This window comes from Stenotrophomonas sp. 115C5, from assembly GCF_056861055.1.
This window is the reverse complement of the sequence record NZ_JBSPUQ010000011.1, coordinates 109,035-132,689: the sequence shown is the minus strand read 5'-3', so window position 1 is coordinate 132,689 and position 23,655 is coordinate 109,035. Positions and strand designations below refer to the sequence as shown.

Below are 23,655 nucleotides of genomic sequence, written 5' to 3'. Positions count from 1 at the left end.
GCGCAGGGGCGTGAGCCGCATGGATGCGGCGATCGAGCTTACATGGACGTACTTGCAGCGCCCCCTGCGCCACCCACCCGCCCGGCCAAGCGCGACTTCTGCTTTTGCCTTCAGCGACCAACCAGCCAGCCACGAGGGGCTGCGCCGTTGGCTGGAACAACCTGTTACCCATACGGGGCATGTGCCCGTCACAGCTGCATGCGATGCTGACCACCTGATCCCTGCCAGCGAGAACGCCCGCATGACCACCATCATCGCCCCGCGCGTGCACGACATCGGCGGCCTCGAAGTCCGTCGCGCCGTCCCCACCCTGCAGGCGCGCAGCATCGGCTCGTTCGTGTTCGTCGACCAGATGGGCCCGGCGCTCATGCACCCCGGCACCGCCATCGATGTGCGCCCGCATCCGCATATCGGCCTGGCCACCGTGACCTACCTGTGGTCGGGCGCGATCGGCCACCGCGACACGCTGGGGTCGGACCAGGTGATCCGTCCCGGTGACGTCAACTGGATGACCGCCGGCCGCGGCATCGCCCATTCCGAGCGCACGCCGCAACCGGACCGCGACCATGACAACCCGATCCACGGCATGCAGACCTGGGTGGCGTTGCCGAAGTCGCATGAGGAAATCGAACCGGCCTTCTACCACCATGCCGCGGCCACCCTCCCCGAGCAGCGCCGCAATGGTGCCTGGCTGCGGGTGATCGCCGGGCGCGCCTATGGCGAGGAATCGCCGGTGAAGGTGTTCGCCGACACCCTCAACGTAGCAATCGACCTCGACCCGGATGCGGAAATCGATATCGACAATGGCCACCGCGAGCGCGCGTTGTACATCCTCGAAGGCGACGCACAATTGGACGGCGTGGACATCCCCGCCCAGCACCTGGTGATCCCCGAAGCCGGTGCGATAGGTCGCCTGCGCGCGAAGACGCCGGTGAAGGCGATGCTGTTCGGCGGCGAGCCGCTGGATGGCCCGCGTCACCTGTGGTGGAACTTCGTGTCCAGCTCGAAGGAGCGCATCGAGCAGGCCAAGCACGACTGGGAGGCCGGTCGCTTCGGCACCATCCCGGGCGACGACAAGGAGTTCATCCCGCTGCCGCAGTACTGAACATCGCGTGTTGCACACATCCGAAGGTGTATCCCTGCACCCGGCGTTGACACTACAGTCACCCGCTGATCACTGAAATGTGACATAAATCACACTTTCTTTCGTCAAAGGAGTGCAACACATGAGCATGGGTAAACGCTTGTCCGCCGAGTTCCTCGGCACGTTCTGGCTGGTTCTGGGTGGCTGTGGCAGCGCGGTGCTGGCCGCCAAGTTCGGTGGTGACGGCAATCCGCTGGGTATCGGTTTCCTCGGCGTGGCGCTCGCCTTCGGCCTGACCGTGGTGACCGGCGCCTATGCGTTCGGCCACATCTCCGGCGCGCACTTCAACCCGGCAGTCAGCGTCGGGCTGTGGGCTGGCGGCCGCTTCCCGACCAAGGACCTGGTGCCCTACATCATCGCCCAGGTCGCCGGCGGCCTGCTGGCCGGCTTCATCCTGCTGCAGATCGCCTCCGGCGCCAGTGGCTTCGCCATCGACGGCAGCCAAGCCGGTGCGTTCGCCAGCAATGGTTATGGCGCGCTGTCGCCCGGCGGCTACAGCGTTGCGGCCGCCTTCCTGTGCGAAGTGGTGCTGACCGCGGTGTTCCTGATCGTGATCATGGGCGCCACCCACGGCAAGGCACCGGCCGGTTTCGCGCCGCTGGCGATCGGCCTGTCGCTGACCCTGATCCATCTGATCAGCATTCCGGTCACCAACACCTCGGTGAACCCGGCCCGCTCCACGGCGGTGGCCTTCTTCGCCGGCAGCGGCGCGGTCAGCCAGTTGTGGCTGTTCTGGGTCGCTCCGCTGCTGGGCGGCGCGATCGGCGGCATCATCTACAAGTGGATCGGCAACGACCGCTGAGGCCTGTGCGGACCATTGCGGCCGACCTTCGGCCGCAATGGTTACGCTTGTAACCGCGATTTGTGCGATCGCTCACGTTCCGTTAAGGTTGAGTTGACCGTCCGTGCACATGCCGGCCGGGGCGGCATCCGGGGATGGGATGCCATGGCCGCCAGCCCATCTGGCGGAGCCACACGACAGACCACCTTGGGGGATGCATGAAGTTCGCGCCTGTAGTGTTGTCGAGCCTGCTGTTCGCTGCGGCCCAGGCCGCTGCGCAGGCTCCCACCGAATGTCCTTCATTGCCGGCCAGCAGCGGCCTGCAGTGGCAACAGCAGGCACAGGCCGATTTTCTGGTCTGCCGCGCCAGCACCGGGGACGGCCGCGAGGTACTGAGCCTGATGCTCAGTGCGCGCGATCCCAACCTTCCATTGAACCGCTCGCTGCGCCAGGAAAAGGGCAGCTTCGGCGGTGAGTCGCTGTACTGGTACCAGCCCGATCTGGGAGGCCAGCAGCCGCCCGGCTATGCCGAGCGCCGCATCAGTGTGGTCAAGCTCGACAAAGGGCGTTACGCGCAGATTTCACTGTATCCGGACAGCGCCCAGGAACTGGGCTCGCTGCAGCAGCTGGCGCAGGGCATGAGCCTGACCCCGTCGGCCGTGGCCGCGGGGCGCTGAAGGTGACGGGGATGACTGCCTGGCAGCATCCCCGCAATGCGACCCGATCCGACGGTAGTGCCGGCCGCTGGCCGGCAAACGCTTCGATCCCGATCAGAAGAGGTTGCCGGCCAGCGGCCGGCACTCCCTCAGAACTTGCCTTCCTGGAAATCAACGAAGGCCTGCATCAGTTCCTGCCGTGTGTTCATCACGAACGGCCCGTGGCGCATCACCGGTTCGCGCAGCGGACGGCCCGCAACCAGGATCAACCGTGCACCTTCGCTGCCGGCCGAAAGGTGCAGCTGCTCACCGCCGCCCAGCACCGCCAGCTCCTGGCGTGCCACGTCACGCGCGGCGTCCTGCTCACCCACGGTCACGCCACCTTCGAACACGTATGCAAAGGCGTTGTGCCCTTCCGGCAACGCATAGGTCCAGGCGCGATCCGGGGCCAGCGTGATGTCCAGGTACAGCGGATCGGTGGCCGGCTGCACGATCGGGCCATCGGTGCCGTCCACGCTGCCGGCAATCACCTTTACCTCCACGCCCGGCTCCGGGTGCACCACGGGAATGCGCTCGGGCGCGAATTCCTGGTACTTCGGGTCGGTCATCTTCTCCTTCGCCGGCAGGTTCACCCACAGCTGGAACCCGCGCATCTGCCCGCTCTCCTGCTCGGGCATCTCCGAATGCACCAGGCCACGGCCAGCGGTCATCCACTGCACGCTGCCCGGGGTCAGCAGGCCTTCGTTGCCGTGATTGTCACGATGCCGCATGCGCCCGTCGAGCATGTAGGTGACGGTTTCGAAGCCGCGGTGCGGATGCTCCGGAAACCCGGCGATGTAGTCCTCGGCACGATCGGTACCGAACTCATCGAGCAGCAGGAACGGATCCAGGTCGGGCAGCGTGGGGCCACCGATGACGCGGGTCAGGCGCACGCCAGCACCGTCGGAGGTGGGCATGCCACGGATGGTCCGCAGCACGCGGACCGGTTCGGGAAAGCTCATGGCGACTCCTGTTGGATGGATGCCACTGAAGATGGACGCCACACGGCCGCACGCCAATGGACGGCGACGCAACCGATTGTTCCATCCCTGATGTTCGCTGCACGTCAGCACAACAAACGTACGACCAAAGTACTACCGCCGATTCGTCCTGTGCCAATTGACCCTGTCGAGGGCACGCGGGACTCTTTGACTGTCTTTCCGGGAGAGAGCACCTCATGAAAGGGTTTTCCAAAATTGGCTGGGCGGCCCTCGCCCTGCTCGGCGCCTTCTGTCTGGGCACCGTGGCCCTGCGCCGCGGCGAACACATCAATGCGCTGTGGATCGTCGTCGCCGCGGTTTCGCTGTACCTGGTGGCCTACCGCTTCTACAGCCTGTTCATCGCCAACAAGGTGATGCAGCTGGATCCGACCCGGGCCACCCCGGCGGTGATCAACAACGATGGCCTGGACTACGTGCCGACCAACAAGCACGTGCTGTTCGGCCACCATTTCGCTGCCATTGCCGGTGCCGGTCCCCTGGTCGGCCCGGTGCTGGCCGCGCAGATGGGTTACCTGCCCGGCCTGCTGTGGCTGGTGGTGGGCGTGGTGCTGGCCGGTGCAGTACAGGACTTCGTGGTGCTGTTCCTGTCCAGCCGCCGCAACGGCCGTTCGCTGGGCGACCTGGTAAGAGAAGAGATGGGCCAGGTGCCCGGAACGATCGCGCTGTTCGGCGCGTTCCTGATCATGATCATCATCCTGGCGGTGCTGGCGATGGTGGTGGTCAAGGCGCTGGCTGAAAGCCCGTGGGGCATGTTCACGGTGATCGCGACGATGCCCATCGCGATCCTGATGGGCGTGTACATGCGCTACATCCGCCCCGGCAAGATCGGCGAGATCTCGGTGGTCGGCCTGATCCTGCTGCTGGCCGCGATCTGGTACGGCGGCAAGGTCGCCGCCGATCCGGTGTGGGGCCCTGCGTTCACCTTCACCGGCACCCAGATCACCTGGATGCTGATCGGCTACGGCTTCGTCGCCTCGGTGCTGCCGGTGTGGCTGCTGCTGGCCCCGCGCGACTACCTGTCGACCTTCCTCAAGATCGGCACCATCATCGCACTGGCCATCGGCATCCTGGTGGTGATGCCGGAACTGAAGATGCCGGCGCTGACCCAGTTCGCCGCCAGCGGTGATGGTCCGGTGTGGAAGGGCGGCATGTTCCCGTTCCTGTTCATCACCATCGCCTGCGGTGCGGTGTCCGGCTTCCACGCACTGATTTCCTCGGGCACCACGCCGAAGCTGCTGGCCAATGAAGCGCACATGCGCTACATCGGCTACGGCGGCATGCTGATGGAATCGTTCGTGGCGGTGATGGCACTGGTTGCAGCGTCGATCATCGATCCGGGCATCTACTTCGCGATGAACAGCCCGGCCGCAGTGATCGGTGCCGACGCAGCATCGGCGGCGCACTACATCACCAACACCTGGGGCTTCACCATCACGCCCGAACAGCTGACCGCGACTGCGGCGGCCATCGGTGAACCGACCATCCTGCATCGCGCAGGCGGCGCACCGACATTGGCGGTGGGCATCGCGCAGATCCTGCACGAAGCGATTCCCAGTGGCAGCGACGCGATGATGGCGTTCTGGTACCACTTCGCGATCCTGTTCGAAGCACTGTTCATCCTGACCGCGGTGGACGCGGGTACCCGCGCAGGCCGCTTCATGCTGCAGGACCTGCTGGGCAACTTCGTGCCGGCGCTGAAGAAGACCGAGTCGTGGACCGCCAACATCATCGGTACCGCCGGCTGCGTGGCGCTGTGGGGCTACCTGCTCTACACCGGCGTGGTCGATCCGTTCGGCGGCATCCAGACACTGTGGCCGCTGTTCGGCATCTCCAACCAGATGCTGGCCGGTATCGCGCTGATGCTGGGCACCGTGGTGCTGTTCAAGATGAAGCGTGACCGCTATGCGTGGGTGACAGCGGTGCCGGCCATCTGGCTGCTGATCTGCACCACCTACGCCGGCTTCATCAAGATCTTCGACAGCAACCCGGCGCAGGGCTTCCTGGCACAGGCACACAAGTTCCAGGCCGCGCTCGCCAGCGACACGATCACCGCACCGGCCAAGTCAGTGGCGCAGATGAAGCAGATCGTGGTCAACGCCTACGTCAACACCGGCCTGACCGCGCTGTTCCTGCTGGTGGTGGGCGCAGTGCTGGTGTATTCGATCAAGACCATCCTGGCGGCACGCCGCAATCCGCAGCGCACTGACCGCGAGACCCCGTACGTGGCGCTGAAGCCGCATGAAATGGTGGATCTGTGATGAGCACGCAACTGGTTCCCGCTGGCCAGTACCAGGCGCACCGCCGCATCTGGCGGCGCCTGGTGCAGACCGCACGGCTGTGCTGTGGCATTCCTGACTACGACAACTACGTCCGGCACATGCTGGAAAAGCATCCGGACCAGGAGCCGATGGACTACAAGACGTTCTTCCGAGAACGTCAGGAAGCGCGCTACGGCGGTCGCAACGGCGGTCGCTGCTGTTGAGGTTTGGGTGCCGGGCTTGCAGCCCGGCGCCCGCAGAGGCCGGAGCAACTGCAACTGCAACTGCTGGAGCGTCGGCTATGGCTTTCTGTGGGCTTGGCGGGGCGGTGTGGGTTTGCAGGACACGCCGTAAACCCGTCCCTGGGGGCTCGATGGCGCCATCCATGGCGCCAACGGTCCTGCAAGCCCACCCCGCCCCGCCTTTGACAGATTTCCGGGGACGGTGCGAAACATCTGGGGTCGGATTCGTTTTCGTTGGAAAACGGAGCCGCCCCCTTCTTTGTTCATGGATACCGATGGAATTGATTCACGCATGGCGTGGATCCAGCAGATCGCGGAAAACTGTCGGAGGCGGGGTGGGTCCGGTTGAGAGGGTGTGAGCGCCATGGATGGCGCGACCGAGGCTACATGGACGTATTCACGCCGTCCCCCTCAACCGGACCCACCCCGTCATCACACGGAATGCCGCTCTGGCTTTTGATGTTGAGGTTGCCGGCCAGCGGCCGGCACTACTGCGGGTGCCGGGCGCCGCCCGGCTGGCCTCCTCAGCCGGTCGCCATCCACTTCAGGATCAGGCCAGTGACATAGGCCAGTCCGGTGCCGGTTGCATAACCGACCGTGCCCAGCAGCACGCCCACCGGGGCCAGCGTCGGATGGAACGCCGCCGCCACCACGGGGGCCGAAGCCGCCGCACCGATGTTGCCCTGCGAACCGATGGCGAAGAAGAACAACGGCGCGCGCAGCAGCTTGGCCACGACCCACAGCACCAGTACATGCGTGGCCATCCAGATCGCACCCAGCAGGAACAGCCACGGCCGATCCAGCAGCGACAGCAGGTTCATCTGCATGCCGATGCAGGCAATGAGGAAGTACAGGAACACCGTGCCCAGCCGCGACGCACCGGCCGCTTCCAGCCTGCGCGCACGGGTGAAGCTCAGGCCCAGGCCCATCGCGGTGGACAGCAGGATCACCCACACGAACTGGCTGTCCAGGCTGAACTGGCTGGCCCAGCTGACGTTGGCCTTGAACCAGCCGGACAGCGGCGCGGCGATCGCATGCGCCAGACCAACGCCGCCCAGTGCCACGCCAACGATCACCATCAGGTCGGTCATGCTGGGAATGCGCGCGTTCTGCGCCTCGTAGGCACTGATGCGCGCCTTCATCTCGTCGATGGCACGGGTATCGGCGCCGTTGCGGGTGTCGATCTGCTGTGCGCGGTTGGCCAGGAACAACAGGATCGCCATCCACAGGCTGGCGCAGGCCACGTCGACCACGGCGAACTGGCCGAAGGTGGTGGCATCGGTGCCGAATACTTCGCGCATGGCGACCATGTTGGCGCCGCCGCCGATCCAGCTGCCGGCCAATGCGGCCATGCCGGCCCAGGTATCACCGGCCACGGTTTCCGGGTGGATCAGCTTCATCAGCTGGAACGAGACGATGGCGCCCAGCATGATGCCGGCAGTGCCGGCGCAGAACACGATCAGCAGTTTCGGGCCGAGCTTGATGACCCCTTTCAGGTCGATCGACAGGGTCAGCAGCACCAGCGCAGCCGGCAGCAGCACGTCACGCGCGACCGGGTTGTACAGCGAGGTGTTGTGGCCATCGATGACACCGGCGGTGTTGTAGATGGCGGGGATGAAGTAGCACAGCAGCAGCGCCGGCACCCAGGCGAAGATCTTCTTCAGCAGCGGGGTCGGGCCACTGGCGGCCCAGAAGATCAGGGCCAGGGTAGCGGCAATCAGGCCCAGTCCAACGATGTCGTTGCTGATCAGGGCAGTAGCGGGTTCGGTCGGCATGGGATCCTCTGTCGATCGAAAGAGCGGAGAAAAAAAAGCGCCGCATAAAGCGGCGCAGGTCGAGATTAACATTGTCTTCACGCCGGGTCATGCTGCAGTGCCGACCACACCTCCACCCCCTCAGGGAGCCTACTCATGCAGCTTGGCGCCTTTTCGGTCAGTCTCTCGGTGAAGGATCTCGCGGCCTCCCGTGCCTTCTACGAAGCCCTGGGCTTCTCGGTCACCGGCGGCGATCCAGCACAGAACTGGCTGGTGCTGCGCAGCAACGGCACCGTGATCGGCCTGTTCCAGGGCATGTTCGAGGGCAACCTGCTGACCTTCAACCCCGGCTGGGACCAGCACAAGCAGGAACTGACCCACTTCCAGGATGTGCGCGAGCTGCAGGCGGAGCTGGATGCCAGGGGCATCGCGCTGGCAGTCCGCACCGATCCCGATGGCCAGGGGACCGGCTACCTGCAGCTGGCCGATCCCGACGGCAACGTGATCCTGATCGACCAGCACGTGGCGCGGCCGAACGGGCGTTGACGCGGACAGCCATCGCGTGGGTAGGCGTCGACCTTGGTCGACGGGCAGCATGCCAACCAGGGTTGGCATCTACCAGGACGGCCGGATCAGCCCGGTCGCGAGGCACTGAAATCGAGCGTGACACGCGTGCCACGCGGCTCGCACGGCTGCAGCTGCAGGGTCCAGCCCAGGTGCTCGCAGAGCCGCGCGATCAGGTCCAGGCCGATGCCGCCACCACGATCGGCGCGCTCGCCACGGGCCATCCGCGCGTGGATGGCCGCGATCTCCTCCGGGCTCATGCCATGTCCGGGGTCCTGCAGGGTCAACACCGCCGACGAACTCAGCCGCAATTCGATGTGGCCACGGCCACTGTTCTCGATGGCGTTGCGCAGCAGGTTGCCGATCGCCGCCTGCACCACCGCCAGCGGCGCGACGATGTCCACCGGCGCAGCCTGGATGCCGATGCTCAGGTCCTTGTCGCCCAACAGATGGCGATGGTCGTCGACGATCTCCGGCAGCAGCTGGTCCAGCGCGATGCGCTCGGCACGCGCCGCCAGTCGTGCCGGATCACGCGCCAGCACCAGCAGCAGTTCGATCAACTGCTCCACGCTCTGCGCGGTGCGCAGTACCCGCTGCATCTGCTGGCGCGCACGCTCGGGCAGGCCCGGTTGCTCCAGCGCCAGTTCGGCGGCACCGGTCATCACCGCGATCGGCGTGCGCAGTTCATGGCTGGCGGTGCTGATGAACACCCGCTCGCGTTCGACGAACTGTTCGTTGCGGTCCAGGTAATCGTTCAGTGCACCGGCAATCGTGTGCAGCTCGGAGCTGCCACGCGGGTCGACCTCTATGCGCTGCCCCTGCGCACCGGGCCGCAGATCGGCGATGCGCTGCGCCAGCAGGCTCAACGGTCGCACCATCCGCTCCATGCCGAAGGACGCCATCAGCACGGTGACGAAGATCATGATCACGCCCGCCAGCATCACCCAGCGCGTGGCGAACTGCTCCAGATCGTGGAAGTCGGAGATATCCAGCGCCAGCGCGACCCGCCCCATCGATTCGGTCTCGCGCACCATCACCGCCGTCTCGCGGCCCTTCACCATCACCCCGTCATGCAGCCCGGGATGCAGTGTACGCAGGCTGTCGGGCAGGTTGACCGCATCGAAGCGGTAGAGGCTGAGCGTGTCCGAATCCTGCCAGCGGTAATGCGGCTCGTGCTCGACATGTTCGACGATGCTGTCCAGTTCGGAATTGAGCAGCGCGCGCCAGGCAGCGTGCTCGGCATGCTCATGCACGTAATTGCCGACGCTGAACACCGCCAGCGAAAGCAGCGCCAGGTAGCCCAGCAACCACCACAGCACGCGCCGGTACAGCGGCCCGGGCTTACGCGCCTTCATCAGTATCCTTGCCAGCGTCGCTGCCGGTGGTCACGGCCAGCCGATAACCCACCCGCGGCAGGGTGTGGATCAGCTTCTCGGCAAACGGGCCGTCAACGCTACGACGCAACTCGTAGACATGCGAGCGCAGCAGGTCGCCATCCGGCGGCTCGTCGCCCCACAGGGCGAACTCCAGCTGCTGTCGTGTCACCGCACCCGGGCTGGCCCGCATCAGCACTTCCAGCAGCTTCCGGCAGGCCGGGTACAGGTGCAGCACCTGGCCCTCACGCTGGGCCTCCAGCGTCGCCAGATCCAGCACCAGGTCGCCCACCTGCAGGCGCTTGCGCGGGTTGCGGCCCTGCGCACGCAGCAGCAGCGCTTCCAGCCGCACCTCCAGCTCGGGCAGCGCGAACGGCTTGGTCAGGTAGTCGTCGGCACCGGCGCGGAAGCCGGCGATCTTGTCCGGCAGTTCATCACGCGCGGTCAACATGATCACCGGCACCTCGGACGCGTGCTCGGCGCGCAGCCGGCGCAGCACTTCCGGCCCCTCCATGCGCGGCAGCATCCAGTCCAGGATCACCGCGTCGTAGGGATGGCTCCCGGCCAGGTGCAGGCCGGTGATGCCATCCGGGGCCACGTCCAGCACATGCCCGCGCGACTCGAAATAGTCGAACAGGTTGGCCACCAGCTGGCGGTTGTCCTCGATCACCAACAGACGCATGCACGAAACATCCACGGAAGTTCGTACCATGGTAGCGCCGCCCATGTCGGAATGCGGTCGTCCCGCCCCCTTCTGACGCTTTTCCCACCCCCGCCACCTCAGAATGGCCGTTTTGCTCCCGGAGCCTGCCGTGCCCGTAGCCCTGCCCCGCCGTTGGCGCCTGCCCCTGTTGTGGCTGCTGATCATTGCTGCATTGGCAGCGGGCATCGGCCTTCGGCAGCCGCAGCCGCCGGACGAACCGCGTTTCGTGCTGGCCGCGCGAACCATGGTCGAGAGCGGGCAATGGCTGCTGCCGCATCGTGGCAGCGAGCTGTATGCCGAGAAACCACCGGTGTTCATGTGGCTGCAGGCGGCCGCTTACGAGGTGGTCGGCAGCTGGCAGTGGTCGTTCCTGCTGCCGTCATTGCTGGGCGCCCTGCTGAGTCTGTGGCTGGTGTCGGATCTGGCACGGCGGCTGTGGTCACCGCGGCATTCCATCTATGCCCTCGCGGCGCTGTTCTGCACCCTGCAGTTCGGGCTGATGGCCAAGCGCGCGCAGATCGACATGGTGCTGGTGGGCATGACCACCGTGGCCCTGTGGGGCCTGATGCGCCACCTGTGCGAACGCCGCAATCTGCCCGCCCTGTGGCTGGCCGGCTTTGCCGCCGGCGTGGGTACCGTGACCAAGGGCGTGGGCTTCCTGCCGTTGCTGATGGTGCTGCCCTGGTTCGGCTGGTGGCTGTACCAGCGCCGTCGCGGGTATCGCGTGGAGGGTCCGCACCCGGCAACGCTGCTGTGGCTGATCCCGGCCTTCCTGCTAGGTGTCGGGGTGTGGCTGGCGCCGCTGGGCTGGGCCCTGCTGCACACGCCCACGGCCGAACTGCAGGCCTACGCGCATGAGCTGTTGTTCAAGCAGACCGGTACCCGTTACGCCAATGCCTGGCACCACCGGCAGCCCGCCTGGTACTACCTGCAGGTGATCCTGACCCTATGGCTGCCGGGCAGCCTGCTGCTGCCGATGCTGTTCAAGCCCTGGTGGCGCCGTATCCGCCGAGGCGACCGCCGCCAGTGGCTGCTGCTGGGCTGGGCGGTGCTGGTGCTGGTGTTCTTCAGCGCCAGCCCAGGCAAGCGTGAGGTGTACCTGTTGCCGATGCTGCCAGCAATGGCACTGGCCGTGGCGCCGCTGCTGCCCGGCCTGTTGCGCCGCCTGTGCGTGCGCCGCTACCTGTTCGGCTACAGCGTGGTGCTGATGCTGGCCACCGGCGTACTCGGCGTGATGCTGATGACCGAGCACCCGTGGGCGTTGGCGCAACTGGAACGCCGCGCCATGCCCGATACGTTGCTGCCGGTGCTGGGCGATGGCCTGCTGACCTTCGCCATTGCCCTGGCCACGCTGATCGTGTGGCTGCGGGTACGTCGTGCCGCGACGCTGGTGCTGCTGACCCACGGCATGCTGTGGATGCTCTATGGCCTGGTGCTGATGCCTGCACTGGACCCCTTCGCCTCGGCATCCGCACTGATGCGCCGGGTGGGTGCGCGGATCGGTCCCGACGCCGAACTGGCGCTGGTGGCCTGGCGCGAGCAGAACCTGCTGCAGGCCGACCGGCCGGTGCGCGAATTCGGCTTCAAGCGCCCTTGGGCCGAGCAATGGCACGATGCCGGCCCGTGGCTGGCCGAAGCACCGGACAAGCGCTGGCTGCTGGTGCTGGATGATGCGATGAGCCCGTGCGTGGATCCGAGCAAAGTGATCGATATCGGTGTTGCCAACAGGAATCGTTGGCAATTGCTTCCCGGTACCGCATGGAACCCGGAGTGCCACGCCGAGCGGACAGGATCGACCGCCGAAGAAGACTGAACGTTGGCACGCGCCGGGCAAACATTAACCCGGCACGAACGAGCGTCCGACCCTTCTCCGACATCCAGGTGACGAGCATGACCGCGGATTCCCGAACCGCCCTTTCCCAGCATGCCCGTCCGTCCCCTTGATGCGGTAGCGCCGCTTGCTACATCGCCACTGGCGTCACGATTTGCCGTAACTCACCTCTGGCTGCCTGTCGCAATCGGTCTGCCGTTGTTTACGCTGCTGATGGGTTTCGGCGGCGACCAATGGGTGGCCGATCATCTGTTCCGTCTGGAGGGTGGCCACTGGGCGCTGCAGGACGCCTGGATCACCCGCACGGTGGTGCACAAGGCCGGCAAATGGCTGAGCACGGCTGCTGCGCTCGTGGCGATCCTGCTGTGCTTCCACCACTGGCGAAAGGGTCGCGATCGCACCCTGCGGTGGGCGCTGCTTTATGTCGTAATTGCCATGGCTCTGGGCACGGGCGTGATCTCCCTTCTGAAGTCGCTGGTGCCGATGGAATGCCCCTGGGACCTGCTGCGCTACGGCGGCCACCAGCCTTTCATCGGTCTTTTCACCCTGCGCCCGGCCGGCATGGCGCCGCAGGCCTGCTTCCCGGCCGGGCATGCCAGCGCCGGCTATGCGTGGCTCTGTCTGTACTATTTCGCCCTGCTGTGGCGCCCGTCGTGGCGCTGGGCGGGGCTGTGGATCGGCCTCGGCGCTGGCCTGGTGTTCGGCATCAGCCAGCAGCTGCGGGGCGCACATTTCCTTTCGCATGACGTTGCCACTGCGTTGATATGTTGGCTGCTTTCGCTCGGCCTGTATGTCCTGATCCGCCGTCAGCTGGACCGTCCCCACCGCCAGGAGGCAAACGCATGAGTGCATCGGTCCAACGCCCCGCCCGCCTTCCCGCGTTGGCGAACCTTCGCCGTTGGCGGCCGCAGCTGTCCACCGAAGCACTGATTGCACTGACCAGCCTGTTCTTTGCGGTGGCCGGCAACGGCCTGTTCTGGCACAGCGCGATGGCCAGCCATCCGGGCAGCCTGCGCTACGCACTGTCGCTGCTGCTGTTGCTGCTGGGTGCGCACGGCGTGCTGCTGGGCATCCTGGTCTGGCGCTGGAACGCCAAGGTGGTGATCAGCCTGCTGCTGCTGGTGACTGCATTCGCTGCGCACTACATGAGCCGTTACCACATCTACCTGGATGCGGACATGCTGCGCAACGTGCTGGCGACCGATCCCAAGGAAAGCCGCGAGCTGATGACCGTGTCGCTGGTGTGGCCGGTGCTGTTGCTGGCGGTGTTGCCGATGATCGTGCTGTGGCGCGTGGAGCTGCGCCGCCGCAGCTGGAGCCGCAGCCTGCTCTGGCGCGTCGGCTTCCTGGTGGTGGCGGCAGTGACCGCGGTAGGCGGCGCATTGATCTCGTTCCAGGATGTCTCGGCACTGATGCGCAACCAGCGCGAAGTGCGTTACCTCGCCACCCCGGCCAACGTGCTGCTGGGCATGCCGCGCGCACTGCGTGGCGACAACCCGGTGCAGCGCGCGCCGAAGCTGCCGATCGGTACCGATGCCAAGGCCACCCCACGTGCACCTGCCAGCAAGCCGCGCCTGCTGGTGATCGTCATGGGCGAAACCGTGCGCGCGCAGAACTGGGGCCTCAACGGTGGCCGCAACACCACCCCGGAACTGGCCCAGGCACCGGTGATCAACTTCCCCGACATGCACTCCTGCGGCACCAGCACCGAAGTGTCGCTGCCGTGCCTGTTCTCGCCGTGGGGACGCCACGAGTACGACGAGAAGAAGATCCGTGCACACCAGTCGCTGCTGCATGTGCTGAACCGTGCCGGCATCGCACCGTTGTGGCGTGACAACCAGTCCGGCTGCAAGGGCGTGTGCGAAGGCCTGGAGTTCCAGTCGCTGTCCGATGCGACCACCCCGGGCCTGTGCGCGGACGGCCGCTGCATGGACGAGATCCTGCTGCAGGACCTGGCCACCCAGGTGCGCGCCAAGCCCGGCGACCGCGTGGTGGTGCTGCACCAGCTGGGCAACCATGGCCCGGCGTACTTTGAGCGTTACCCGGCCGCATTTGCGCGCTTCAAGCCAACCTGCGACACCCGTGACATCGGCCGCTGCTCACGCGAGGAGATCACCAACAGCTACGACAACGCCGTGCTGTACACCGATCATTTCCTGAGCAAGACCATCGGCACGCTGCAGGGCATGCAGGACTACGACACGGCCATGATCTACCTGTCCGACCACGGCGAGTCGCTGGGCGAGAAGGGCCTGTTCCTGCATGGCGTGCCGTACGCGATCGCCCCGGCCGAGCAGACCCGCGTGCCGATGACGATGTGGTTTTCGCCGGGCTTCGCCAGCAGCCGCGGGCTGGACCTGCAGTGCGTGCGCAAGCGTTCGGCGGCGTACACCGACCATGACAACCTGTTCCCGTCGGTGCTGGGCCTGATGCAGGTGAAGACCTCGCTGTACGAGCGCGACCGCGACCTGTTCGCCAACTGCGAGAGTTAGGGTTTGTCGGCAGGGCTGCGCCCTGCACCCGCCGAGGCCACTGCACAAGCAACGGCAACAGCAGAAGCAGGCGATTCGTGGTTTGGCGGGGCGGTGTCGGAATGCGGGGACGCCGCAAGTACGTCCATGTAGGCTTGGCAGCCGCATCCATGCGGCTGACACCCCGCACTCCGACACCGCCCCACCTCTGACAGATTGTCCCGATCTGGTAGATCCACGCCATGCGTGGATGAATTTCCATCGGAATCGAATAGTCGAATTGAATTCGAAAAGCATCCACGCATGGCGTGGATCAATGACAGGTCGCGGAAATCTGTCGAAGGCGGGGTGGGTCCGGTTGCGGGGGCGTGAGCGCCATGGATGGCGCGACCGAGCCTCCATGGACGGATTTACGGCGTCCCCCGCAACCGGACCCGCCCCGCCAAACCACGGATAGTCCGCTGTTGCTGTTGCTTCGGCTTTGCCGTTGCTCGAAGGCCTCTGCAGGTGCCGGGCGCCGCCCGGCCGACTTCCGCCACTTGCGGTGGCAGCCACTGCCCACTAGCCTTCGGCCGTCGTTCACCACCCAAGGACCGCCCGTGAAACACCGTCATCTCCTGCTGGCCGCGGCAGTCGCCGCCGCCACGCTGGCCCTGGCCGCCTGCAAGAAGGAACCCACCCCAGGCACCGATACCGCCAGCAGCAGCGCCCCGGCCGGCGAAACCGCCGACCAGTTCGTGGCCCGCATCAATGCCGAATTCAAGGCCGCCTACCCGGAGATGACCTCGGCGCAGTGGCTGTCCTCCACCTACATCAACAGTGATTCCGAACGCATCGCGGCCAAGGCCAACGAGCGCTCGCTGACCCAGCTCAACAGCTGGATCGAGCAGGCCGCCAAGTTCGATGGCAAGCCGATGAGCGAGGACAGCAAGCGCGCGATCCATCTGCTGAAGCTGATGTCCTCGATGCCGGCGCCGCGCGATCCGGCCAAGCTGGCCGAACTGACCCAGATCGCCACCCGCATGGAAGGCAGCTACGGCGCAGGCAAGTACTGCACCGACGCCAACGATCCGAACTCCTGCCGCCAGCTGGGCGAGCTGGAGCAGGTGCTGGCGCGCAGCCGCGACTACGACCAGCAGCTCGATGCCTGGCAGGGCTGGCACAGCACCACCAAGAGCATGCGTGGTGACTACCAGAAGTTCGTCGGCCTGGTGAATGAAGGTGCCAAGGACATGGGCTTCACCGATGCCGGGCAGATGTGGCGCAGTGGCTATGACATGCCGCCGGAGCAGATCGGCCCGGAAACCGATCGCCTGTGGGAACAGGTCAAGCCGATGTACGAGCAGCTGCACTGCTATGCGCGCGGCAAGCTGGACAAGACCTATGGCAAGGACAAGGCCGAGGTGGGCAACGGCCTGATCGCCGCGCACCTGATGGGCAACATGTGGCAGCAGGACTGGTCCAACCTGTGGGACCAGCTGGAACCGTACCCGGGCGCCGGCAGCCTGGACATCACCGCGGCGCTGGAAAAGCAGTACCAGACCAACCTGAGTGCGGCGCTGGCCAAGGCTGGCAAGGATGCGAACGTGGCCGCGCAGTACAAGGCGCAGCGCGAAGCCGAACTGCGCACCGCCAAGCAGATGACCGAGCGTGCGCAGGACTTCTACGTGTCGCTGGGTATGCCGTCGTTGCCGCAGTCGTACTGGGACAAGACCCAGTTCATCAAGCCCGATGACCGCGACGTGGTCTGCCACGCCAGTGCCTGGGACATGAACATGGAAGGCGACGTGCGCACCAAGATGTGCATCAAGCCCAACGAAGAGAACTTCACCACCATCTACCACGAGCTGGGCCACATCTATTACGACCTGGCCTACAACCCGCTGCCGCCGCTGTTCCAGGGCGGTGCCAACGATGGCTTCCATGAAGCGATCGGCGACACCATCGTGCTGGCGATGACGCCGAAGTACCTCAGTTCGATCGGGCTGGTCGACGCGCCGACCGAGAGCCGCGAGGCAGTCATCAACAACCAGATGCGCATGGCGCTGTCGGGCGTGTCGTTCCTGCCGTTCGGGCTGATGATCGACCGCTGGCGCTGGGGCGTGTTCGATGGTTCGATCACCGCGGACAACTACAACAAGGCCTGGTGGGACCTGAAGGCCAAGTACCAGGGCGTGGCACCGGCCACCACCCGTGGCGAGGAATTCTTCGACCCGGGTGCCAAGTACCACGTGCCGGGCAACACCCCGTACACCCGCTACTTCCTGGCGCGCATCCTGCAGTTCCAGTTCTACAAGGGCCTGTGCGATGCCGCCGGCTTCAAGGGCCCGCTGCACGAGTGCACCTTCTACGGCAACAAGGAAGCGGGGCAGAAGTACTGGGCGATGCTGAGCAAGGGTGCCAGCCAGCCGTGGCAGGCCACGCTGAAGGAACTGACCGGCTCGGACAAGCTCGATGCCGGCCCGATGATCGAGTACTTCAGCCCGGTCAATGCCTGGTTGAAGCAGCAGAACGAAGGCCAGATGTGCGGCTGGCAGGCCAGCGCGGCACCGGCAGCAGCGAAATGAAAGAAGGGGCGGGTCCGCGAGGATCCGCCCCTTTTGATCCGGTAGCGCCGGGCCATGCCCGGCGGCTTTTCATCACACCGCTGCGCTCGCCGGGCATGGCCCGGCGCTACCGCGATGACGATCAGTTGCTCTTCTTCGCCGCCAGCTGTGCGGCCAGCGCGGCCTTGAATTCCTCGAAGGTCTGACCCTTCTCGTTGGCTTCGGCCTGCGCCGCATCGCGCAGCGCATCCGAATAGATCAAGCGCACCGGCGTGCCCTGCCGTTCGTGCAGTTCACCGGCCTGCATGATCAGCGCCAGCACCTGGGCCGCACTTTCGCTCTGGCCGGCGATGCGGCCATCCATGCCCAGCACCCATTCGCCATCGCGACGGACGACGCCGGCCAGCAGCGTGCGCTGGGTGTCGCGCAGTTCGGCGTGCGGCTCGACGGGCGAGGCGGTGGCGGCGGCCTTGTTGGCAGCCTGCTGTTCCTGGCGACGGCGCTGGTCGCGGCGGGATTTGGAAGAGGTCGACATCGGTGGGGCTTGCATTGCGGGGGCGCAAGGATAACCCACGCCCCCTGCGTGCTGGTTCACACCGGTACGGCGTCGGCTCAGTCCAGCACCCGCCCCTGCCGCCAGTAGCCCATGAAGGTGATCGCGCGGCGATCCAGGCCGCAGTCCTTCACCAGATACCGGCGGATCGCCATCACCGCGCCGGCCTCGCCCGCCACCTAGGCATACATCGCGCCGTCTGCGCTGGCGTCAGCTTGCTCCCACAGGATCTGCGCATCGACGTCGATGTCGTCCAGTTCGGCGCCCTCGGCCACGGCCGGGGCTGCCGCCAGCCGCGCCTGCACGGCCTGCAGCAACTGCTGCCCATGGGCCTGTTGCCCGCGTGGCAACCACACCAGTTCGGCCGTGGCCGGTGCCTTCAATGGCACCGCATCCCCCGCTTGGGCGATCTCCAGCAGGGCCAGCGTGCGCGGCGGATCGGCCAGCCCGGCCAGTTCCTCGAGGATGCCGGCCACTGCCGGCAATGCCGTCTCATCGGCCACCAGCAGCACCTGACCCACCCCGGCTGGCGGCTTCCATTCCCAGCCCTCGCTGCTGTCCGCACAGTCAGCGTCGGGGGCCAGCAGCACCACGCGGTCGCCCGGCCGTGCGTGCGTGGCCCAGCGCGAGGCCGGTCCGGTCTCGCCATGCAGCACGAAGTCGACGTCGACCTCGCAGTCGCCGGCGCGCAGTTGGCGGAGGGTAAAAGTGCGCATCGGCGGCCGCGCGTCATCGGGCAGTGCGCGGTAACGGGCGTACCAGTCTTCGCCGCTGGGCACGTCCGGCGCGTCCTGGCCGGGCAAGGGGAAGAACACCTTGATGCGTTGGTCCGGGCCTTCGGTCTTCATGCGCGCCACGTCGGCGCCGGTGAACACCATGCGGTCCAGGGAAGGAGAAAGAACGCGGCGCTCCTTCAGCGCCACCTCGAACAGGCGGTAGGTCTGCTGCGCAGCCATGGGATACCTCATGCGACGACATCGGGATGGCTGGCTGTCGTGCATCCACGAACCGGCTTGCTGGAAACCCCAGCCTAGTCCCTGCTCGCAGCGTCGCAAGGGGGCGCCGCGTGATGCTGTGCCCTACCCCTGCGCGACGCTCAAAGCGTCGTGCCGGCTGCCTCTGCTGCGCGCTCGCGCTGGTGCTCCCAGTACCAGAACACGAAGCCGGCCGCGAAGAAGGCCGCCTGCCCCAGTGCCAGATGCAGCGGGCTGTCGTGCAGCAGTGGCGATACCACGCCCGCCACCACGGTGCTGATCATCAGCTGCACGAAGGCCTGCAGCGACGAGGCCAGGCCGCGCTGCAGCGGATACATGTCCAGCACCGCCAGCGCCAGGATCGGGAAGATCAGCGCCATGCCCATGCCGCCGAGGAAGATCGGCATCACCGCCCACGGCAGCGCGAACTGCGGCGCCAGGCTGACATAGCCGATGTTCAACACGGCAGAGACCGCACACAAGGTAAAGCCCAGGGCCACCTGCCGCGTCGGTGTGCTGTGCCCGGCCATGCGCCCGGACAGGAACGAACCGGTGGTCATGCCGCCGATGGTGGGAATGAACAGCCAGGCAAAGCCGCCTTCACCCAGATGCAGGTGCTGCATCACGATGGCCGGCGCCGAGGAGATGTACAGGAAGATGCCGCCGAAGCCGATGCTGCCGGCCAGCGCCAGGCGCAGGAAACGCGGGTTGAAGCCGATGCGCACGTAGTCGCGCATCAACGTGCGTGGCGACAGTGCAACCCGTGCCTGCGCCGGATGGGTTTCCGGCAGGAAGCGCGCAGTGGCCGCCAGCAGCACCAGCGCGAATACCACCAGGAACCAGAAGATCAGCGGCCAGCCGGCACCACTGAGCAGGATCCAGCCGCCGATGATCGGCGCGATGGCCGGGGCGATGCCGAACAGCATCGACACCTGGCTCATCAGCCGCTGCGCGTCGTGGCCGTGGTACAGATCGCGGATCACCGCGCGACCGACGATCATGCCGACACCGGCAGACAGGCCCTGCAGCGCGCGGAACGCCAGCAGCGTGGTCAGGTCGGTGGACAACGCGCAGCCCACCGAGGCGCCGACGAAGATCACCAGGCCGCCGAGGATCACCCGCTTGCGCCCCCACGCATCGGACAGCGGGCCGTGGGCCAGGCTCATCAGGCCGTAGAACAGCAGGTAGACGCTGATGGTCTGCTGCACCGCCACCTCGTCCACCGCCAGGCGCTGGGCCAGCTGCGGAAACGCAGGAAAGATGGTGTCGATCGAGAACGGACCGAACATGGCCAGACCAGCGAGCAACAGGGCCATGCGGCGGGTGGAAGGAGCAACAGCGGCGGTCATCGGGCAAGCGTCCGGCAGGGCCATGCGTGACACGCACGGCGGGCGCCGATCCCCTGCAGCAGGGACGGCGCCAGATGAATACGAGAATCCGACCATCATAGGTGGGGAATGCGTGCGACGCCATGCACGGGTGCACAGAACGCACGCCCGGGCCATCGGCCATTCAGGCGTGTGAGGCCGCTGCGGGCCACCGTCGGGCGCCGGCAAGAGGCTATAATCGGCGGGCAACACGGTGGGAGAAGCAGGTCACCGCTGCCGAAGGCGCAACGCCCGTAATCGCTCAGGCCCGATACCACCCGTAACAGAACTCTGGAGAGACCGGTTCGATCCGGCGCCGAAGGGGCACGAAGCTGCGGTTTCCGCGCTTTTAAACTCTCAGGCAAAAGGACAGAGGGGCGCCCGCAGACCGCCGACCGGCGGCTTGTGCCCGTGCGTGTGCCCTTTCCTGACGGATCCTTCGCCATGTCCCAGAACACCCCTTCCCTGCGTGAGCTCGAGCACCATTCGGCGTTCGTCGAGCGCCACATCGGCCCCAACGATGCCGAGATCGCGCAGATGCTCGGCGTCATCGGCCACGCATCGCTGGATGCGATGACCGATGCCATCGTCCCGGCCAAGATCAAGTCGCCGGCACCGCTGGCACTGCCGGAGTCGATCACCGAAGTGCAGGCGCTGGCGAAGATCCGCGCGATCGCCGACAAGAACACCGTGCTGCGCAGCTTCATCGGCCAGGGCTACTACGGTACCCACACGCCGAACGTGATCCTGCGCAACATTCTGGAAAACCCCGCCTGGTACACCGCCTACACTCCGTACCAGGCGGAAATCTCGCAGGGCCGCATGGAAGCGCTGATCAACTTCCAGACCCTGTGCGCCGACCTGACCGGCATGGAAATCGCCAACGCCTCGCTGCTGGACGAAGCCACTGCCGCTGCTGAAGCGATGACCCTGGCCAAGCGCTCGGCCAAGTCGAAGTCGGACACCTTCTTCGTGCACGACGCCGTGCACCCGCAGACACTGGAACTGCTGCGCACGCGCGCCGAGCCGATGGGCATCGTGCTGCGCGTGGGCACCCCGGCCGAAGCGCTGGAAGCGGAAGCCTTCGGCCTGCTGCTGCAGTACCCGGATACCTTCGGCCAGGTCGGCGACTACAAGGCGCTGGTCGATGCCGTGCACGCGCGCGGCGGCCTGGTGGCCGTGGCCACCGACCTGCTGGCCCTGACCCTGCTGGCCGCCCCGGGCGAATGGGGTGCGGACATCGTGGTCGGCAACAGCCAGCGTTTCGGCGTGCCGTTCGGTTTCGGTGGCCCGCATGCGGCGTTCATGGCCTGCCGTGACGCCTACAAGCGTTCGATGCCGGGCCGCCTGATCGGTGTCTCGATCGACGCACAGGGCAACCCGGCCTACCGCCTGACCCTGCAGACCCGCGAACAGCATATCCGCCGCGAGAAGGCCACCTCCAACATCTGTACCGCACAGGTGCTGCTGGCAGTGATGGCCTCGATGTACGCCGTCTACCACGGTCCGGAAGGCCTGACCCGCATCGCCCGCCGCACCCATCGCCTGGCCGCGATCCTGGCCAGCGCGCTGCGTACCGCCGGTGTGCAGGTCGGTGCCGACTTCTTCGACACGCTGCACGTGACCGGTGTCGACGCCGACGCGATCCATGCCAAGGCCCGTGCTGCCGGCTACAACCTGCGTGCGATCGACAGCAGCTCGGTGGGCATCAGCCTGGACGAGACCACCACCCGCGCCGACATCGTCGCCGTCGGCGCGCTGTTCGGTGCCAGCGTTGATGTGGACGCACTGGATGCCAGCACCGCCGACGCGCTGCCGGCCGGCCTGCTGCGCCAGTCCGCGTTCCTGACCCACCCGGTGTTCAACACCCACCACAGCGAGCACGAGCTGCTGCGCTACCTGCGTTCGCTGGCCGACAAGGACCTGGCGATGGACCGCACGATGATCCCGCTGGGCTCGTGCACCATGAAGCTCAACGCCACCGCCGAAATGATTCCGGTGACCTGGCCGGAGTTCTCGCAGATCCACCCGCTGGTGCCGGCCGAGCAGGCGCTGGGCTACAAGGAACTGATCGATTCGCTGGAAGCGATGCTGGTCGAGTGCACCGGCTACGACGCCGTCAGCCTGCAGCCGAACTCCGGTGCGCAGGGCGAGTACGCCGGCCTGCTGGCGATCCGCGCCTACCACCGCTCGCGCGGCGAAGATCACCGTGACATCTGCCTGATTCCGGATTCGGCGCACGGCACCAACCCGGCCTCGGCACAGATGTGCGGCATGAAGGTCGTGGTAACCAAGACCGATGCCAACGGCAACGTCGACGTCGAGGACATCCGCCTCAACGCCGAGAAATACAGCGACCGCCTGGCCGCGATCATGATGACCTACCCGTCCACGCATGGCGTGTTCGAGGAAGAAGTCGTGGAGATCTGCGAGATCATCCACAAGCACGGCGGCCAGGTGTACACCGACGGTGCCAACATGAACGCCCTGGTCGGCGTGGCCAAGCCGGGCAAGTGGGGTTCGGACGTTTCGCACCTGAACCTGCACAAGACCTTCTGCATCCCGCACGGCGGCGGCGGCCCGGGCGTTGGCCCGTGTGCGGTCAAGTCGCACCTTGCCCCGTTCCTGCCGGGCAAGCTGGGTGACAACGGTCCGGTCGGCATGGTCAGCGCCGCCAGCTTCGGCAGCGCCTCGATCCTGCCGATCAGCTGGATGTACATCGCGATGATGGGCACCGAAGGCCTGCGCAAGGCCACCCAGGTCGCGCAGCTCAACGCCAACTACATCGCCAAGCGCCTGGCCCCGCACTTCAAGACCCTGTACACCGGCCGCAACGGCCTGGTGGCACACGAGTGCATCCTGGACGTGCGCCCGCTGGAGAAGACCAGCGGCATCGGCGCCGAGGACGTGGCCAAGCGCCTGATCGACTTCGGCTTCCACGCCCCGACCCTGAGCTTCCCGGTGGCCGGCACGCTGATGGTCGAACCGACCGAAAGCGAATCGCTGCACGAGCTGGATCGCTTCATCGACGCGATGATCCAGATCCGCGAGGAGATCACCGCGATCGAAGACGGACGCCTGGACCGCGAAGACAACCCGCTGAAGAACGCACCGCACACCGCCACCGCGGTGACCGCCAGCGAATGGACCCACGCCTACCCGCGTGAACTGGCTGCGTTCCCGCTGCCCAGCCTGAAGCTGCAGAAGTACTGGCCGCCGGTGGCACGCGTGGACAACGTGTACGGCGACAAGAACGTGATGTGCGCCTGCATCCCGGTCGATGCCTACAAGGATGATGAAGTCGAGGCTTGATTCCTCGCTGCATCGGTAAAGAGAACGGCCCGCGCAAGCGGGCCGTTTTCATGAGGGTGTGTGGACCAGGGTCCACACCCACAAAC

At 66.2% G+C, this 23,655-nt stretch carries 17 protein-coding genes, 1 pseudogene and 1 riboswitch; of the genes and pseudogenes, 11 read left to right on the top strand and 7 right to left on the bottom strand.

Annotated elements, in window-relative coordinates; all coding sequences use genetic code 11:
- The first annotated feature begins 241 nt into the window (after nt 1–241).
- The 3 genes from AC13FN_RS14195 (at nt 242) to AC13FN_RS14185 (ending at nt 2,602) form a co-directional block, all read left to right on the top strand.
- A complete protein-coding gene (locus tag AC13FN_RS14195) occupies nt 242–1,105 on the top strand; it encodes a pirin family protein (RefSeq protein WP_029550874.1) in 864 nt (287 codons plus the stop codon).
- Nucleotides 1,106–1,226: 121 nt separating this feature from the next.
- The gene (aqpZ, locus tag AC13FN_RS14190) at nt 1,227–1,946 is read left to right on the top strand and encodes an aquaporin Z (RefSeq protein ID WP_019338641.1); all 720 of its coding nucleotides are present in this window, start codon (nt 1,227–1,229) and stop codon (nt 1,944–1,946) included.
- 197 nt (nt 1,947–2,143) lie between these two features.
- Nucleotides 2,144–2,602 carry a hypothetical protein gene (locus tag AC13FN_RS14185; RefSeq protein WP_010482811.1) on the top strand — a complete coding sequence of 153 codons (459 nt, stop codon included), beginning with the start codon at nt 2,144–2,146 and terminating at the stop codon, nt 2,600–2,602.
- Between the two features lie 128 nt (nt 2,603–2,730).
- Here AC13FN_RS14185 and AC13FN_RS14180 read toward each other — a convergent pair whose 3' ends face one another.
- Entirely contained in the window at nt 2,731–3,582 is an 852-nt protein-coding gene (locus AC13FN_RS14180; protein ID WP_049435296.1) for a pirin family protein, read from the bottom strand.
- 215 nt (nt 3,583–3,797) lie between these two features.
- Here AC13FN_RS14180 and AC13FN_RS14175 point away from each other — a divergent pair, with 215 nt between their 5' ends.
- Both AC13FN_RS14175 and AC13FN_RS14170 read left to right on the top strand, forming a co-directional pair.
- Complete coding sequence (locus AC13FN_RS14175; RefSeq protein WP_447385267.1) at nt 3,798–5,879, top strand: carbon starvation CstA family protein; 2,082 nt, start codon at nt 3,798–3,800, stop codon at nt 5,877–5,879.
- Nucleotides 5,879–6,103, top strand: coding sequence for a YbdD/YjiX family protein (locus tag AC13FN_RS14170; RefSeq protein WP_005410613.1), 225 nt, complete (start codon nt 5,879–5,881; stop codon nt 6,101–6,103). The genes AC13FN_RS14175 and AC13FN_RS14170 overlap by 1 nt, the downstream gene beginning before the upstream one ends.
- 542 nt (nt 6,104–6,645) lie before the next feature.
- On the opposite strand, the gene AC13FN_RS14165 is transcribed toward AC13FN_RS14170, so the two are convergent.
- Nucleotides 6,646–7,896: a DUF819 family protein gene (locus AC13FN_RS14165; RefSeq protein ID WP_191863929.1), complete on the bottom strand. Its 1,251-nt coding sequence runs from the start codon at nt 7,894–7,896 to the stop codon at nt 6,646–6,648.
- Between the two features lie 135 nt (nt 7,897–8,031).
- Between AC13FN_RS14165 and AC13FN_RS14160 the strand changes: the two genes are divergently transcribed.
- Nucleotides 8,032–8,421, top strand: coding sequence for a VOC family protein (locus tag AC13FN_RS14160; protein WP_010482807.1), 390 nt, complete (start codon nt 8,032–8,034; stop codon nt 8,419–8,421).
- An 86-nt stretch (nt 8,422–8,507) separates the two neighbouring features.
- Here the strand turns inward: AC13FN_RS14160 and AC13FN_RS14155 are convergent, their stop codons facing one another.
- Entirely contained in the window at nt 8,508–9,794 is a 1,287-nt protein-coding gene (locus AC13FN_RS14155; RefSeq protein ID WP_049435291.1) for a sensor histidine kinase, read from the bottom strand.
- Nucleotides 9,781–10,494: a response regulator transcription factor gene (locus AC13FN_RS14150; RefSeq protein ID WP_049435290.1), complete on the bottom strand. Its 714-nt coding sequence runs from the start codon at nt 10,492–10,494 to the stop codon at nt 9,781–9,783. The genes AC13FN_RS14155 and AC13FN_RS14150 overlap by 14 nt, the downstream gene beginning before the upstream one ends.
- A 103-nt stretch (nt 10,495–10,597) precedes the next feature.
- On the opposite strand from AC13FN_RS14150, the gene AC13FN_RS14145 reads away from it, so the two are divergent.
- The 4 genes from AC13FN_RS14145 (at nt 10,598) to AC13FN_RS14130 (ending at nt 17,384) form a co-directional block, all read left to right on the top strand.
- Nucleotides 10,598–12,328, top strand: coding sequence for an ArnT family glycosyltransferase (locus AC13FN_RS14145; protein WP_219625789.1), 1,731 nt, complete (start codon nt 10,598–10,600; stop codon nt 12,326–12,328).
- 111 nt (nt 12,329–12,439) lie between these two features.
- Nucleotides 12,440–13,192, top strand: a complete 753-nt coding sequence (locus AC13FN_RS14140) for a phosphatase PAP2 family protein (protein ID WP_043399050.1) — start codon at nt 12,440–12,442, stop codon at nt 13,190–13,192.
- Nucleotides 13,189–14,838, top strand: coding sequence for a phosphoethanolamine transferase (locus tag AC13FN_RS14135; RefSeq protein WP_482984937.1), 1,650 nt, complete (start codon nt 13,189–13,191; stop codon nt 14,836–14,838). Before AC13FN_RS14140 ends, AC13FN_RS14135 begins: the two co-directional genes overlap by 4 nt.
- A 578-nt stretch (nt 14,839–15,416) precedes the next feature.
- Complete coding sequence (locus AC13FN_RS14130; RefSeq protein ID WP_482984938.1) at nt 15,417–17,384, top strand: M2 family metallopeptidase; 1,968 nt, start codon at nt 15,417–15,419, stop codon at nt 17,382–17,384.
- 121 nt (nt 17,385–17,505) lie between these two features.
- On the opposite strand, the gene AC13FN_RS14125 is transcribed toward AC13FN_RS14130, so the two are convergent.
- The 3 genes and pseudogenes from AC13FN_RS14125 to AC13FN_RS14115 form a co-directional block, all read right to left on the bottom strand.
- Nucleotides 17,506–17,898 carry a hypothetical protein gene (locus AC13FN_RS14125; RefSeq protein WP_089236443.1) on the bottom strand — a complete coding sequence of 131 codons (393 nt, stop codon included), beginning with the start codon at nt 17,896–17,898 and terminating at the stop codon, nt 17,506–17,508.
- A 77-nt stretch (nt 17,899–17,975) separates the two neighbouring features.
- Nucleotides 17,976–18,872: pseudogene (locus tag AC13FN_RS14120) on the bottom strand (siderophore-interacting protein).
- Nucleotides 18,873–19,012: 140 nt separating this feature from the next.
- Nucleotides 19,013–20,239 carry a multidrug effflux MFS transporter gene (locus AC13FN_RS14115; protein ID WP_380654014.1) on the bottom strand — a complete coding sequence of 409 codons (1,227 nt, stop codon included), beginning with the start codon at nt 20,237–20,239 and terminating at the stop codon, nt 19,013–19,015.
- 299 nt (nt 20,240–20,538) lie between these two features.
- Nucleotides 20,539–20,640: riboswitch (glycine riboswitch) on the top strand.
- 61 nt (nt 20,641–20,701) lie between these two features.
- On the opposite strand from AC13FN_RS14115, the gene gcvP reads away from it, so the two are divergent.
- The gene (gene gcvP, locus AC13FN_RS14110) at nt 20,702–23,569 is read left to right on the top strand and encodes an aminomethyl-transferring glycine dehydrogenase (protein ID WP_380654017.1); all 2,868 of its coding nucleotides are present in this window, start codon (nt 20,702–20,704) and stop codon (nt 23,567–23,569) included.
- Nucleotides 23,570–23,655: the final 86 nt, after the last annotated feature.